Annotated in this window: 16 protein-coding genes and 1 rRNA gene; 8 read left to right on the top strand and 9 right to left on the bottom strand. The window is 45.5% G+C overall.

Annotation, left to right across the window (positions count from 1 at the left end):
• A partial coding sequence (locus tag QUB13_RS29735; RefSeq protein ID WP_333388513.1) for a calcium-binding protein occupies positions 1-1,008 on the top strand: 1,008 nt, incomplete at its 5' end.
• Positions 1,009-1,376: 368 nt separating this feature from the next.
• On the opposite strand, the gene QUB13_RS29730 is transcribed toward QUB13_RS29735, so the two are convergent.
• The 3 genes from QUB13_RS29730 to QUB13_RS29720 all read right to left on the bottom strand — a co-directional run bounded on the left by QUB13_RS29730 (position 1,377) and on the right by QUB13_RS29720 (position 2,368).
• The gene (locus QUB13_RS29730) at positions 1,377-1,712 is read right to left on the bottom strand and encodes a DUF5615 family PIN-like protein (RefSeq protein ID WP_333388511.1); all 336 of its coding nucleotides are present in this window, start codon (positions 1,710-1,712) and stop codon (positions 1,377-1,379) included.
• Complete coding sequence (locus QUB13_RS29725; RefSeq protein WP_194061872.1) at positions 1,705-2,025, bottom strand: DUF433 domain-containing protein; 321 nt, start codon at positions 2,023-2,025, stop codon at positions 1,705-1,707. Before QUB13_RS29725 ends, QUB13_RS29730 begins: the two co-directional genes overlap by 8 nt.
• 91 nt (positions 2,026-2,116) lie before the next feature.
• Positions 2,117-2,368 (bottom strand): DUF2281 domain-containing protein, encoded by a 252-nt coding sequence (locus QUB13_RS29720; RefSeq protein WP_333388508.1) that lies wholly within the window; start codon positions 2,366-2,368, stop codon positions 2,117-2,119.
• 49 nt (positions 2,369-2,417) lie between these two features.
• Between QUB13_RS29720 and QUB13_RS29715 the strand changes: the two genes are divergently transcribed.
• Positions 2,418-2,750, top strand: coding sequence for a hypothetical protein (locus tag QUB13_RS29715; protein WP_333388505.1), 333 nt, complete (start codon positions 2,418-2,420; stop codon positions 2,748-2,750).
• Positions 2,751-3,079: 329 nt separating this feature from the next.
• On the opposite strand, the gene QUB13_RS29710 is transcribed toward QUB13_RS29715, so the two are convergent.
• Positions 3,080-4,093: an adenosine kinase gene (locus tag QUB13_RS29710; protein WP_333388503.1), complete on the bottom strand. Its 1,014-nt coding sequence runs from the start codon at positions 4,091-4,093 to the stop codon at positions 3,080-3,082.
• A gap of 191 nt (positions 4,094-4,284) precedes the next feature.
• On the opposite strand from QUB13_RS29710, the gene QUB13_RS29705 reads away from it, so the two are divergent.
• The 4 genes from QUB13_RS29705 to QUB13_RS29690 all read left to right on the top strand — a co-directional run bounded on the left by QUB13_RS29705 (position 4,285) and on the right by QUB13_RS29690 (position 7,676).
• Positions 4,285-5,844, top strand: a complete 1,560-nt coding sequence (locus QUB13_RS29705; protein ID WP_333388499.1) for a bifunctional aminoglycoside phosphotransferase/ATP-binding protein — start codon at positions 4,285-4,287, stop codon at positions 5,842-5,844.
• Between the two features lie 87 nt (positions 5,845-5,931).
• Positions 5,932-6,258 carry a hypothetical protein gene (locus QUB13_RS29700; protein ID WP_194070975.1) on the top strand — a complete coding sequence of 109 codons (327 nt, stop codon included), beginning with the start codon at positions 5,932-5,934 and terminating at the stop codon, positions 6,256-6,258.
• A gap of 142 nt (positions 6,259-6,400) precedes the next feature.
• Complete coding sequence (locus QUB13_RS29695) at positions 6,401-7,195, top strand: YdcF family protein (protein WP_333388496.1); 795 nt, start codon at positions 6,401-6,403, stop codon at positions 7,193-7,195.
• A 247-nt stretch (positions 7,196-7,442) separates the two neighbouring features.
• Positions 7,443-7,676 (top strand): hypothetical protein, encoded by a 234-nt coding sequence (locus tag QUB13_RS29690; protein WP_333092305.1) that lies wholly within the window; start codon positions 7,443-7,445, stop codon positions 7,674-7,676.
• A gap of 265 nt (positions 7,677-7,941) precedes the next feature.
• Here QUB13_RS29690 and QUB13_RS29685 read toward each other — a convergent pair whose 3' ends face one another.
• From QUB13_RS29685 to QUB13_RS29675, 3 genes are all read right to left on the bottom strand, one after another.
• Positions 7,942-8,175, bottom strand: coding sequence for a ferredoxin-thioredoxin reductase variable chain (locus QUB13_RS29685; RefSeq protein ID WP_194010886.1), 234 nt, complete (start codon positions 8,173-8,175; stop codon positions 7,942-7,944).
• Positions 8,176-8,458: 283 nt separating this feature from the next.
• Complete coding sequence (locus tag QUB13_RS29680; RefSeq protein ID WP_333388493.1) at positions 8,459-11,233, bottom strand: DUF3536 domain-containing protein; 2,775 nt, start codon at positions 11,231-11,233, stop codon at positions 8,459-8,461.
• Between the two features lie 587 nt (positions 11,234-11,820).
• Positions 11,821-12,183 (bottom strand): SDR family NAD(P)-dependent oxidoreductase, encoded by a 363-nt coding sequence (locus tag QUB13_RS29675; protein WP_333388490.1) that lies wholly within the window; start codon positions 12,181-12,183, stop codon positions 11,821-11,823.
• Positions 12,184-12,428: 245 nt separating this feature from the next.
• Here QUB13_RS29675 and QUB13_RS29670 point away from each other — a divergent pair, with 245 nt between their 5' ends.
• Positions 12,429-12,968: a hypothetical protein gene (locus QUB13_RS29670; RefSeq protein ID WP_333388487.1), complete on the top strand. Its 540-nt coding sequence runs from the start codon at positions 12,429-12,431 to the stop codon at positions 12,966-12,968.
• 261 nt (positions 12,969-13,229) lie between these two features.
• Positions 13,230-13,646 (top strand): transposase, encoded by a 417-nt coding sequence (locus QUB13_RS29665; protein ID WP_333388484.1) that lies wholly within the window; start codon positions 13,230-13,232, stop codon positions 13,644-13,646.
• Between the two features lie 475 nt (positions 13,647-14,121).
• On the opposite strand, the gene QUB13_RS29660 is transcribed toward QUB13_RS29665, so the two are convergent.
• Together QUB13_RS29660 and rrf are read right to left on the bottom strand one after the other, a co-directional pair.
• Positions 14,122-14,499 carry a DUF6444 domain-containing protein gene (locus QUB13_RS29660; protein ID WP_333388481.1) on the bottom strand — a complete coding sequence of 126 codons (378 nt, stop codon included), beginning with the start codon at positions 14,497-14,499 and terminating at the stop codon, positions 14,122-14,124.
• A 380-nt stretch (positions 14,500-14,879) separates the two neighbouring features.
• Positions 14,880-14,974 (bottom strand): 5S ribosomal RNA (gene rrf, locus QUB13_RS30575); the annotation flags it as partial.

The raw sequence follows: 14,974 nt of genomic DNA, 5'->3' as shown, positions 1-14,974 counted from the left end.
CCGACTCCGACTCCAACAACTCCGACTCCGACTCCAATTCCAATAACTCCAACAACTCCGACTCCAACTCCAACTCCGACTCCAACAACTCCGACTCCGACTCCAACAACTCCGACTCCGACTCCAATTCCAATAACTCCAACAACTCCGACTCCAACTCCAACTCCAACAACTCCGACTCCGACTCCGACTCCAATTCCAATAACTCCAACAACTCCGACTCCAACTCCAACTCCAACAACTCCGACTCCAACAACTCCAACTCCAACCCCAACTCCTGCACCGTTAGTATCCATCTTTTCACCCAAACCCAATGCCACAGACGGCGGCGAACCGACGGGACTGCCACAAAATCTTAGCGGGCCTGGATTTTACTTCTTCACAGACAATGCTGATACTGTTATACCGCCAGAGGCGATGGGCAAAGGAATCGTAGCCCTATCGGGAAATGACTCTTTAACAGGTACGAATAACGATGAAATCTTCAGTGGCAATCAAGGTGCTGATACACTTAACGGACTGGGTGGCAACGACATTTTGTTGGGCGGAAAAGGCTCCGATAGCATTGATGGCGGTGCTGGTAACGACTTTCTCAGCGGCAATAATGACAATGACAGCCTAATAGGAGGAGATGGCAATGATGTTATGCGGGGCGGTAAGGGAAATGATATTCTCAATGGCGGTGCTGGCGACGATATACTCATAGGCGATCGCGGCCAAGACATTCTCACAGGCGGTGATGGCAATGATGCTTTCTTCTTAGCCGTAGATGAAGATTCAACTCCGATTAATCAAACAGATGTGATTGCGGACTTCCGCCCTGGAGATTCAATTGGTTTGAGCGAAGGACTCACATTTTCTGCTCTGACTTTTGAGCGTGTGAATTTGCAGCTTGACGGCGCGGCACCTGTGGCTTCTACGGCTATCAAAGCGGGTGATAATTATTTGGGTATAGTCTCTGGGGTAGCTCAAGATGCCCTGAATGCTAGCGTTTTCTTCAAAGTCTAGATCGATCGCACGGACTGGATCGAGGCATCTGTGCAATTGGGTTCGGCAGCTAGGGCTGGGGTTTCTAGCTATCCTACATGGGTAATTGGTGGTCGAACCCATAACGGCATGATGTCTATTCAACAACTAGCCAACATAAGAATAAGTATTGCAGGACTTGTGCGATCCGACTAAGAAACCGGGTTTTTACCGAATCTTTGGGCTTCGGCGAATTGTTTTCGCAAAAACCTGGTTTCTGGGCCCTATGCGTAAGTCATAATACAGATAAATCGCGTTTTTATCTATCCCCATCCATTGCGTTTATCTGCAGTTGCTAAAAAGCGCGATCGCCCTTTACGACAAAAAGCGCGATCGCCCTTTGCCATTTCTCACAAAAACTCAACACGCCCAACCATTTCGTCAGGCGTGTACACTTCATAAATCAAAACCAGAGCTTCAATGATTTGTCCGATCGAACGAGTCCCTTGCTTACAATAAGCAATACCTGGATGATCGCTGCTAAGACTAGCAATCGTTAAAAAATCATCATCGTGAGTCATAATCACCCGCTTTTGTTCGCAGATAAATGCTAACTGCGATTCATCAGTCTGAGCAAGCAATCCCGCCTCAATAGTGGTTGTAACATCAATTAATCGTCTACGCAACTCTCGCGCCACAGCCGATTTAACATTCTCATCTAAATGAAAGCGGATGCGTTCACTCACCTCTAATTTCCCTCAGCTTTTCCTGCAAACGAGAAGGTGGGCTCTGACGCTTCAACTCTTCAACAAAAGCATCTGATTCAGCAGTGCGGCGGTCAATTTCTCCTCGATTATCGTAATAGTAAGTCATGGCCGCATGAACCGAAGCCGGCGACAAATTATAGTCCCTAGCGATTTCTTCGATCGACTCTCCCATATTAAGATACATTTGGGCGATATGTGCTACAGAAATTCGATGACCTGCAATGCGTGGTTTACCACCAAGCACTCCCGGTGTAATTTCAATATACTTTGTGATGACTGATTGCTTAGACATAAAGCGTCAAAGGCTCCTAATTGATAATATTTAAAGATATTTAATTTTAGCAAAAACAGACGAAGTTCTATCGCCCCTTTGTTATGTACATCTAAAAGCTCTCCCGCAAAATGTCTTCCCCCGACTCGGGACGAATCTCTTCCAGAGTAGGAAAATCTTCTGCCCAGGTTCCAGCGAGGGAATAAACCAATTCTGTCCAAGGAGTTAAAGAATCTACTGTATCGGTGGATTGGTGAGCATTCAGGTACTTGGCACGAATAAACTCAGCGAAAGTGAGAATTTCGCTAGCTTGGTTTTGGGGAAGAGTTTTGACGATCGCGTAAATTTGTTCAATAACAGTCATAATCGGATTATAGATAAAGTGCAATTTATCTTTATTTTAGTAATTATAGTTGATTTATTTCCCAAAGCGATATTCCTTCATTCATCCGCATCCATCAGCCGACCTCTGCGATTCAAAAGTACGCGCGAGGGTAGCTATTCTGCAGGGAATCGCCCTTTCCCCCATCCGCATCCATCAACGTGCATCAGCAGTTCAAAAGTGCGATATACCTTTCCTCCATCCGCGTCCATCCGCGTGCATCTGCGGTTGCTCAAAAACACCCTTATTCCGCAGTAGAAGGAAGAAGGAAGAAGGAAGTTCGGCAACGAGCAATGTACGGGATGTAACGGATGTAACGGATGTAACGGATGTAAGTCAGTCGGAAGAAGGAAGAAGGCTATAACGGCTTCGCTCAGGGTAAAAAGAAGGAAGAAGGGAAGAAAACATACACAGGAATCTTTTTAGCGAGCCGTATTTTACGTTTAATTAAGTGGATTTACTTAAAACTAAGGCTATCATTAACCCGGTTTTTACGAAAAATCTTCGTTTGGCAACGATAAATATACATAAAAACCGGGTTTTTGACCCCCTGTACCGAGCATCCTGAATCAGTAGATTTTACTGCGCTTCACGCCGCTTCTTCCCTCTGCATCAATTGTGGAACAGGCGGAACATGAATCATCAATTGTGGAACAGGCGTCCCGCCTATCAATCATCGCCCATTTTCAATTACTAACCAGAAATCACCTGATTCAGCAAATGAGCCTGAGAACCTTCAAGACGAGGGCCGTGAATCTGCACCACCATAGAAGCCAAATAATTGCCCCAACGAGCCGCTTTTGTAGCACTCAAACCATTAGTAAGCCCAAACAAAACACCGCCGGCAAAAGCATCACCAGCACCCACAGTATCGATCGCCTTTACGGGAAATCCAGCCACATCCACAATCTGTTTGTTCTCCACCACCATGCAGCCCTTATCCCCATTGGTGATCAAAGCCAAATCCGAAATTTCGCTCATCTTCCGGGCGCACTCTTCTAAAGATTCCTCCTTAAAAAAGCTCCGAACTTCATCAGCATTGCAAAAAATCACATCGCAATATTCCGAAACCACCTTGTGAAAATCATCGGAAAATCGATCGACCAAAAAGCCATCCGAAAAAGTAAAAGCTACCTTCACGCCCAGACGCTTAGACTGTTCCATCGTCTCAATACTAGCCTTTCTCGGTTCTGGAGCATCCCAAAGATAACCCTCAACATAACTGTACTTGCAGTGAGACAGGCGATCGACATCAATATCAGTCGCCGCCAGAGTAGTAGAAACCCCCAAATTCGTACACAGAGTGCGTTCCGCATCCGGCGTAGTCAACACGACACAAGTACCCGTAGGCCCGTTAGACTCAGCAGGATGCACATTAAAATCAATCCCCGCCTCCAGCAAATCTTGCCGGTAAAATTCGCCGTTAGTATCCTTAGCAACCTTCCCAGAATAATAGCCTTTACCGCCGCTCTGAGCCAAACCAATCATCGTATTTGCCGCAGAACCCCCCGATCGCATTTGCAGCGAAACCTGCTCCAAATCGTGCAAAATCCCCCCCTGCGTTGCCGAATCCATCAGCGTCATCCCACCGCGATTCAGCCCGTGCTTGAGGACAAATTCATCTTCCACCAATGCTAAGATGTCTACAAGGGCATTGCCCACGCCAAACACATCCACAGAACCGGAATTTTGATTATTTTCTGTCATTGTTACTTTTTGGTTTACACTAACTATCAACTCTATAATAAATCGGATAAAAGTCAACATCCAAAATTCAAAATTAAAAATCATAAATCCAAAAAATTAAACCCACAATCCACAAATCACAAATTTCTAATCCACAATCTAAAATCTAAGATCTAAAATCCACAATCTAAAATCTAAAATTTAAAATCGATATGTCTTACCTCCCACCTCTGATTCAGCAAATGTTGCAGCCGGGGTTTTACCCGCACAGTGTCACAGAACCGGTGCAGCTAATTCAAACTCATGCTTCCTTTGTTTTGCTAACCGGAGATTATACTTACAAAATCAAAAAGCCAGTCAACTTTGGCTTTATGGACTATTCCACTTTAGAGAAAAGACAGCATTTTTGCACCCAAGAATTGCTGATGAACCGGCGCACAGCACCGGAAATTTATCTCGAAGTTTTGTCAATTGTTCAAAGGGGCGATTTGTTTAAATTTGTAAGCGATTCAGCGGAGATAACTCCGGCAGAAGTGGCTGTAGAATACGCGCTGAAAATGCGGGAATTTCCTCAAAATTCGCTGTTTCTCAGTTTGTTGGAGCGCGGACAGTTGACCGAACAACTTATGGCAGAGTTAGGGCGGGAAGTTGCCAAGTTTCACAGCACGGCAATTACTAATAGCTACATTCGCACATTTGGCGAAGTCAGTCAGATTCGCACAGCAATAGATAACAACTATCTGATTTCCCAAAAATATATCGGCGGGCCGCAGACTCAGACTCAATATCAAGAGACTAAAGATTATACTGATGCGTTTTTTGCGAAAAATCCAGAATTATTCGAGCGGCGGATTGCCAACAATAAAATTCGCGAGTGTCACGGAGATTTGCACTTGCGAAATATAGCATTGTGGCAAGATAAAATATTGCTGTTCGACTGCATTGAATTTAACGAGCCTTTTCGTTTTGTTGACGTGATGTACGATGTCGCTTTTACGGTGATGGATTTGGAATCGCGGGGGCGCAGAGATTTAGGCAATGTTTTTCTCAATACTTACATCGAACAAACAGGCGATTGGGAAGGACTGCAAGTGCTGCCGCTGTATTTAAGCCGTCAAGCTTATGTCAGAGCAAAAGTCACTTCGTTAATGTTGGACGATGCCTCGGTTTCAACTGCCCAAAAAGCCGAGATTTCACAGACAGCAGCTAATTACTATAAACAGGCTTGGCAATACACAAAACCGCGTCGGGGAAAGTTAACTTTGATGTCGGGTTTGTCTGGTTCTGGGAAGAGTACGGTGGCTCGATATTTGGCAGCCCGCACAGGTGCAATTCAGATTCGTTCCGATGCTGTTCGCAAACATTTAGGCGGAATTTCTTTAAATGAACGCGGCGGGCAAGATTTGTATTCGGATGAAATGACGGTGCAGACTTATGGTAGATTGTTAGAGTTGGGGATAATTCTGGCCGAACGAGGTTGGGATGTGATTTTAGATGCTAAGTTCGATCGCCAAAAATTGAGAACCGATGCGATTAATCTGGCTCAATCCCACGGCTTGTCCTGGCAAATCATTTACTGCACCGCACCAATTGCTGTATTGCGAGAACGGCTGCAACAGCGCCGGGGCGATATTGCAGACGCGACAGCAGAACTATTGAACTCGCAGCAAGCAGAAGCAGAAGCTTTTACAGAAATTGAGCAAATTTCTGTAAACATTATAGATACCGCGCAAGATTTAGAGGTACAATTAAACTTGATTTGTGGGGAGTAGTTGCAGCGCGATCGCCCTTGCCAATCTTACCTATCTGCTAATATTGTCAATATCTTTCTGTACTATTACAAACACAACTTGCAGCTCATGCCAAAATTTACCGGAGACTCCAAAGGGTTTAGCCCCGCGCTGATATGGTTTGTGTTATTTACCGTTGGGTTTCGCTTAGTCGGATGTACCCTGCCGGTGAGTCTCGGCCTTGGTGTCCTCGGCGGGGTAGCAGCAGGTTTAACTGTCGCTTGGTGGCACAACGAATTACTACTCAACCCCAATACAGGTTCTAAGGATAAAACCTCGGACGCTATACTCAATAAAGAAGTAGTGGAAACGGGCGGCAATAGATATATCAAAAGCTCCAGGCGCGAAGCTACTTCACTGTTTGATTGGCTGTCGAAAACAGAAGACCGCCGCTAGCACATAAAAAAGTTTTTAGTATTGAGTTTTGAGCTTTAAGTTAAAGCGTTCAAAATTCGGAGTTGCTAAAGTTGAGTATGAATTAACATTTGTCACGCTTGATCCAAAGACAGACTATGAAGCGCTTTTAATTATTTGTTGAATGTTTGTATTTTTGTCTAAGTTGCTGCCGCTGTTTATTTATCCTTTGGGGTTGAGTTGCTTGTTAATGATGGCGGCTTTAATCGCGCTTTGGAAGCGTCCCAAATGGGCAGCACCGCTAATGGCTGGGGCACTAATTATTTTACTGCTCGGAAGTAGCGGTTGGGTGTCAAAATCCTTAGTTCGATCGCTCGAATGGCAAAATTTACCAACCGCCGAACTCCCCCAAGCATCCGCGATAATCGTCTTGGGCGGCGGTGTCAAAGCAGCTTTACCTCCCCGCCCTTGGGTAGAATTGGGGGAAGCGGGCGATCGTATTATTTACGCTTCCCGACTTTACCGTCAAGGCAAAGCTCCCCTGTTAGTGCTCAGCGGCGGTAGAGTAGACTGGAAAGGCGGCGGGCCTCCCGAATCGGGAGATATGGCAGAAATTGCTCAAACAATGGGCGTACCAGCATCAGCAATTCTGCAAGATCCCGATTCGCACAATACTTATCAAAATGCCGTCAATGTGCGGCAAATCTTAGATAATAAAGGCATAAAAGGGTCGGTTTTGCTAGTGACATCGGCGATGCACATGACTCGATCGCTCTTAATTTTTCAGCGTCTGGGAATAAAAGTAATTGCGGCACCAACAGACTTTCAGATAACGCAGCAGAATATCGCAGAATCTCAAAATAGCTGGCAAGCAGTCGCACTGGATTTATTGCCAGATACCTATTATCTAAATCAGTCTAATAAAGCTTTGAAAGAATACATCGGCTTAATTGTGTATCGCCTTCGGGGATGGCTTTAGCAGAATTTGAGATTTGAGTTTTTTGATTATTTTTAATTGCATAATTTAAACTAATGCAATTGATAGGAAAACCGCCGATTGAGGCAGATGCAACACAGATGTAACGCAGATAATTTTAAGATTGTTTGGGACTGTTAGATGAGTTTGAATAATTGGTATAAAATCTAAACTCTCACAATTCTATGATTTATTGTGTTAGCTTAAAGTCATTACAGCCAATATTTGCCACAGTCGCCCCCAAACAATCATGTTGCCCCACGAGTTGCAAAACGTTGTCCCAGAATCGACCCCAGCAGCCGAAATTTTCCAACAGAAGCAAATTGTTCGCGAGTTTTACGCCGAAATTAAGTACCGCGAAGAACTCGAACGTCACTGTCAGTGGTACTACGCTACAGCCAAGCAGCATCAGCAGGAATTGCAGAAAATGCAGGGAGATTTTAATATTTTCGGTTGGTTCTGTCGCCGACGATCGCAAAATTAAGAATGCAACAAAAAAGAGGGTTTGTAGGAAGGACTTTAGTCCTGCCGATCGACTAAAAGCCAGAGAAACAACAGAAGTCTTCACTACAAATTCTCTTATGGTTATATCATCGGATTGGATATTAGTTGCCAACAGCAATGCAGCTTTAGAAAATCTCCAAACCCTTATCTCATCAGTCATTCCAAATCTAAAATTTAAAATCTAAAATCTAAAATCTAAAATGGTATGAGATTGCCTTTGGACTCCGGCGCTGTTTTTGAGAGTGCTAGACTTCCGAAGATATTAATTCGACTTCATCTTCTTTGAAGTGAGCTCGAAATTTTTTGTCAAACTGAACTAAAACAGGCCAATTGGCACTGACTGGTCTGCCGTGCCATTCGTGAACGATCGCCACGACTTCTCCTTCCATACCCTTAATCTCAAATGGTTGACTGCGATTTTGAGGGTGGTGGTAGACAACAACAGAGTTTTTAACGCAAACGCGATCGCCAACTTTCATAGATTTAAAATTAGTGTTCTCTCTTCAAAACTCTACAAACCGTGCAAGTGCAGAACACCTGTACGGTTTGGGTACAGTCTTTTTATCTTCCCACACAACTAGAGCGAAAACTTAAATAAAGTTAGCGGTTGTCTGTGGGTACTTCGATCGCCAGTCGCGAACCGAGGACGGCTTCAGTGCCGATCGACTCTGGATTGAAGCCCTGTCGCCCGATCGGCATTTAATACCATTGTTGGCGGGGATCGTTGCCAATTCTTCAATCTGCAATGCCCCAAGCTCAAATCTAAAATGGTATTAATTGGTTCAACCAAAACTCAACATCAACCGCCAGAGTTTGACCCAATTCCAGCAACTGCCGGATCGAAGACAGCTCCCAGCCGCCGTCTGAACGGGCGATACCCAAGGCAACGACATCCACCTTATTTTCTTCCTTTGCCGCAGCTTGCCGTTGCAGGCAGCCCAAACACAGAGGCACTATTTGACTGTAGAGAGAATCGAAATATAGTTCTTGCGATTTGTCCAAACACAAACCCAAACTCAGCCGATCGCCCACAGCAATCAAACGGTCGATCGTGCCGATCTCAAGTTCTAGCTCAACAGGGGAGCGTTCCCGATCGCCCGTTCCAGCTTGCAGCAGCGCGTCAAGAGTGCGCCAAATCAGCTTTTCCAAAATTTCCTTAACTTCGGGAACCTTCAACCGACAGCGGAGGTGGCCGGCTTCAGTGGCGATCGCCTCAATTTCCGCCAACAGCGACTCCGCGTCCTCGGTTTCCAGTTCCAAAGCCTTCGCCGCCGTCAAACAGCGGTGTCCCAAAGCCACCTCAGCAGCCACCTGCAACTCTACCGGCACCGGCAACTCGTCGCGGTGGAAAGCCATCATCACCCCGTAATTTTCCCGGTAAACCTGAGTGTAAAGCTGATCCAAGCGAGTCAAATTTTCCTGACTCAGCAACTGCACGATCCGGTGGCGTTCCTCAGCGAACAAATCCCGCAAGCTAAACGACTGATCCCCAAACAACCGCACCATTTCCAGAATCGCATGGGCCGCCGAAGCTTCTTGCAGAACTCCAAACAATCGGTCTTTCAGCATCGTGTAAGATCGGCGACTGCCAAAAGGCTGAATGCAGCAGTGGAAGTCCCAGCCCCCGAGGTGGAACGCAGCAAACACAAAAACCTCTGTTTCTCGGGTAATTTCCGAGGTTAACTGCAGTTGACCCACAGCCAGAGTCATCGAGCCCATGCGCTGAATTTGAAAATCTTCTTGCTGGGCCTGATAGCAGTAAACTCGCTGTTGGCGGGGATATTTGGCAAACAGAGAACTAATGGCGTAGTGGGCTGCTACTTGTCTGAGGCTAATTTGGGCAGTTGTTACCTGTTGGCGGTAAACTTCTGCCCCTGTTTTGAAACAGTCAACGTTGCTGGGAATCAGGGCCAGCCGATCGATAAAATCCTTTTCTAGCTGTACGCCCGTAACTTCCCCCGCCAATTCCAGCGCCCGGGCCGCGTAGCGCAAAATTTGCACGCCTTCGGGACGAGAGATTTCCTCAAAAAACCAGCCGCAGCTAGTAAACATTAACAAAGTGTGGCGCTGCATTTCCAGCAACCGCAGCGCGTCCACCTGTTCGGCTGCATCAAGTTCGCGAAGTTGATGGCGATCGAGGAAACTCTCAACATTCGCGGGCGATCGATCGCGAATCACATCAATATATTCATCTCTGGCCTTCCACGGATCGCGAAACAGCTTGCGCCCCGCTTCGTCATAAATCGGAATCAATCGATCGCGCAGCCAATTTAGAGTATCCCGCAAAGGCTTGCGCCACAGGAGATGCCACCCGCCACCGCCACCACAGCCACAATCATCTTGCCAGCGATCGACCCCGTGAGAGCAACTCCAAGCCGTCACCGGTTTGAGTTCCACTTCCCAAGTGCTCGGATTTTGACTTAAGTAATGAGCAAAATTCGTCACTGTCCAGCCGCGCTGGGGAAACTCTTCTGTGAAGGCGTAGGCGAGGCATTTTTCGGTACTGTTTTTGTGATGACCGAAAGTTTCGCCGTCTGTCGCCACGGAGATTAATTGGGCCGGTCGGTGGTCTCCCCGCACTGCTTGGCCCAAGCGCCCCGCCAAGTGGTTGCTGCTGCTGAGAACGTCATTGAAGCCCATATCCCGCGAGATCGGGCCGTCGTAGAAAAAGATATCGATGTAGGGACTGTTGGGCGTTGGGGCTGCCGAAGGCTGGCCGTCTCTGCGGCCCAAGGAGTGAGAACTCAGCGGCGAAAGTTGGAGGTCAGCCATCAACCGTATTTCCGGCTTTAAATAGCAGCGGTAGGGGCGAGTCGGATCGATTTGACCGCCGCCTACTTCGTGCCATTCGCCATCAGCTTCTGCCCCTGCTGCTTGGTTTTGCCCGATTAGCGGGCGGCAGCGTTCGGCTTGGGAGGGGGCTAAGACAATGAAGCGGATGCCTTGGGCCACTAAAGCTTCGAGGGTGGCGTAGTCTACGGCGGTTTCGGCGAGCCACATTCCTTCGGGATCGCGATCGAATCTGGATCGAAAATCTGCGATTCCCCAGCGAATTTGGGTATATTTGTCTCGCTCGTTCGCCAGCGGCATGATGATGTGATTGTATACTTGGGCGATCGCGTTACCGTGACCGGACAGGCGCTGACAGCTTTTACGATCGGCTTCCAGAATCCGCTGGTAGACTTCGGGATCGTAGCGTTCGAGCCAACTCATCAATGTCGGGCCGATGTTGAAGCTGAGATATTCGTAGTTGTTGACGATTCCGGCGACTTCCCCTCGGTCGTTGAGTATGCGCGCAAAGGCGTTGGGGCGGTAGCACTCGCGATCGATGCGTTCGTTCCAGTCGTGGGAGGGTTCGGCGCTGGCTTGGCGTTCGATCGCATCCAGGTAAGGGTTTTCTCGGGGCGGTTGGTAAAAGTGACCGTGAACCGTCACGCACACTCCTGTTGCTGTCGCCGTGCTGCTTTGGGTTGGGGCCGTTACCCCTGGCGCAGACACCGGGATCGCGTCGGACTGAGTTGTAGAAATCGAAACCATGCGATCGAATCCTCAAGTAGTTAATGACAATAAAATCAGCCTCATTAGTAACTGAAACCTTACGCAGCAAGCGTTTGGGCTAGGCATCAGTTGCGGCTGAGTTTGGGCAGACAATTATTTGATACATTTGTAGTATTGCGAGCAAAGCATTCGTTCCAAGATGCAGAGCGTCGATCCCTGGGTTTTTCTGTGCTTTGCTGTTGAAAGAGTTAAAAAAGGTAATTTTTCCAGCTTTTTGGCACTTTCCACTCATTTCGGGTTTGTGCTTGCAGGGGCTGCTTGTTGAGAGTTTGATTTACATTGCTGGATTTTAAAGTCTTATTCATTAAATAGCAAGTTTTCCCCGGAAAAATTTTATCTTTGGCGATCGAGCCAGGGATGGCAATTGTGCGGGTAAATTTAATCTAATGGCGAAACTCTTCACCAGGGAACGCTTTGGCTGGGGGATGTGCTGCACCGGATTGCTGTACTGTGTCTGTAGCAAAATGGTTGATTGAGTTTATTGGTGAAATGTTCCTGTGCACCCGCCACCAGTAACTTATCGAAGTCAACAGATAGCCTTGATGCGATCGCGTGCATTGAAATTTTCAAATCTCGCCTCGACTTGATGCAGACTTCTGAAACACCCTGGATGCAAAACCCTTCAAATTGTACCAGATCGGCTTCGGCCCCGGCAGAATAACAATCCCTAGCTTCCGTAGTGAATCATTTCTACTGGAATCTTGACTACCGAGTTCGCTGGAAATGACAATAATCGGCCCCCAATTCTTAATCAGCATTAATCGCAAATACTTTCGAGAAAGTCGCACTCCGCTGATGACGTTGATTTGCAGAAAATTTATCCATTCATCATCGATCCCCTCAAATGCTTTCGATCCATAAATTCCCCGATTGTTGACCAAAATTTCTATCTCTGGAAGTCGTACTATGACCACCCAACGTATCGTCATTGAACGCCTCAATCAGAAAATGAAAATTTTTAGGATTCTTTAACAATACTTCGGACAGTTTTGGAAGAGGGACGCGAGGCTCGCCGAGCTACAAAAGTTATTGGAATCTGAATCAAAAATCAAAAAAAAGGCAATTTTTAGGTTAAGCTCAAAAAACACACGAACTTAAAAAACTGCCTCATGAATATTCTTGAATCTATTTTACAACAAATGCCAGGTATTGAGTCTTGCCTCAAAAGAAGTTTATGGTGATTTTATTTTCCACCATATTGCTTGTTTATGGCAAGGTTAATTTTACCAATCTGAGTCATTATAGCTGTTTGAGTGAAAAAACCTATCGTCGCCACTTTTTCAAAAGCTTTGATTTTCCCGCATTTAATAAATTATTTCTCAATAAAGCCTTAGATCATCAGCGAACACTTATTGCCGTTATCGATTGTTCTTTTATCCCCAAAAGTGGCAAAAAAACTGAAGGCAAAGCTAGTTTTTATAATGGTGTAGCTGGCAGATCTGAAGAGGGATTAGAAATTTCTGTAATTTCTGTGGTCGAAGTTGAAACTCATTTATCTTATAGCCTAAGTGTACAACAAACGCCCTTGCGTCCGACCACAGAACTACCGAAAAATCCCCTAACTGCTAAAGTCAAAAATAATTCAAAAAAACTTGGCAAAAAACAGAAGTTATTAAGCTTAACGCCTGAAATAACAAGAGTCGATGACTATGCTCAACATTTAAAAAAAAACTCGTTCTTTGTTGCCAGATTATGTCCGTTACTTGGTAGCTGATGGTTATTATTGTCGCTTAAAATTCTGGAATGCTGTACGGGATGCAGATTTAAATTTGATTAGTAAATTAAGGATTGATGCTAACTTAAATTACCTCTATACAGGTGAAAAGATCCACGATGTGCCCCTCGCAAATATGATGGAAAGGTTGACTGCAATAATTTAAAGAATTTAACTTTTGTCAAAAAACTTCGAGCGGGAGTTAATCTTTATTCATTAGTATTATGGAGTTATTGTTTAAAAGGTGAAATACGTTTAGCTGTGATTTCAGAGCTTCAACCTAACGGTAAGAGCAAAAATATTTTATTGTTTAGCACCGATATTGCTCTGCCAGCCGAGCAAATACTTGAGTATTATCAGGCCCGTTTCCAGATTGAGTTCATTTTTCGTGATCGCAAACAATTTACAGGTTTATCCGACTGCCAATGTCGTGGTATTCAACGGCTTGATTTTCATTTTAACTCCAGTCTCATTGCTTTAAATTTGGCAAAATATGAAGCTTATAATCGTCATTCATCTCCGGCTCCCTTTGTTTTTTCAATGGCATCTTACAAACGCTTAGAATTTAATAGGCATCTACTTTACACCTTTATTAACAAGTTAGATTTAGACCCTAACTTGATTTTAAATCACCCTAACCTCTCGTCAGTCCTATCCTATGGTACTCTTGCTGCTTAAAAACTGTCCGAAGTATTGCTACGGACACTTCTATCCTGCCGAGTTCCCACAACAATTCAGTCTGCTTGGCGTAGGAAAGATGCCCATAATTTCCTAACCAGACTAATAATGCTTGGAGATTAACGCTCAAGTCTTGCCCTGGAACCACTCCTTGATGTGGTTCTCCTCTAACTACTGCACCACATTCGAGACATTTACACGATTGTGTCTGATATTCGACGACTTCAATTGGTTTCGCGACTAGAGTTGCTACTTGCTGAGAGTGGATGTTAATTAGGGCTTACTGAAAAAGTCCACAAATCGAATCTAGATGCCAAACAGCTTGAAAAATGGGAGATTCGGAGATTGGTTCCCAAATTTACTCTACAATTTTCCACCGAAATCCAAGGATTTTGAGCCGACAAAGGCCATAACCTTGCATTTTTTTGTTTTTTAAAAGCTTGAAACCCTTGGCAGTCATAGCTTCGAGTTCTATTCAGCAAGCCCTAATTACTTCACTTAATTCTTGACTGCCACAATTGAGGCAGATTTCCGGTGAGCTAATTTCGGTTCTGTCTACTCGTCCAAACCCTTTTCGGGTTTTTCCCTGATGACCTGGTTGTCCACCTGGTTTCTTTTTTTGGTCTGCTTCTGGTTGGACTGTTGGTTTCTCTGATTTCTGGATGAGATCCGTTGATGGGGGTTTTGAAGAGGTTTGACTGGTGGTTCGACTTTTGCCCTCCGCAATAGCTAGTTTTTCTTGCAATTCTTCAATAATTGTTTGCAGCCCCAGTACCATTTCCACCAGTTCAGCTTGGCTCAAATGCTCGATTTGGGTTTTTTCTTTCTGTCTGGTGGCTGCGGGCTTTTTCATTCGTTTATTTTACCAGATGCCGCCACTGAAGTTTTTTTGACCTGAATCCTTACGACTGAAGCTTGCTCTTTTTCGGACGTTGATGTTAATAAACAGTCGCTCGTATTACGGTCAATCGACCAGATATGATATAAAATAATTCACAGAAATCCGCCCAGATGGGGAGTTGATTATCCGCAAGATCACAAAGGGGAGGAGAAATAGCCTGACGTGAAGAACACAGACGGCAATTGGGTATAAAAATCAAGATAAAAAGCGTCTGCTGTGGGGATAAAAGGGTGTGTTGTGGAAGGACGGAGTAAATATTGGGATGGTAGTGGGGGAAAAAACAAAGCCCCACTCTGGTATTCAGAGGGGGGGGCTTTGTGTAAGTAAAATTAACCAGGCATCGAGCTATTTTCTCAGGCAGTGACCCGCCAAATATCTTCGCCACCGCAGCGTTTAACAACCGAGTTCGGGATGGAATCGGAGTGGT

The sequence above is a fragment of the Microcoleus sp. B4-D4 genome (genome assembly GCF_036705185.1).
Classification (GTDB): domain Bacteria; phylum Cyanobacteriota; class Cyanobacteriia; order Cyanobacteriales; family Microcoleaceae; genus Microcoleus.
This window is presented reverse-complemented; position numbering and strand designations above follow the sequence as displayed.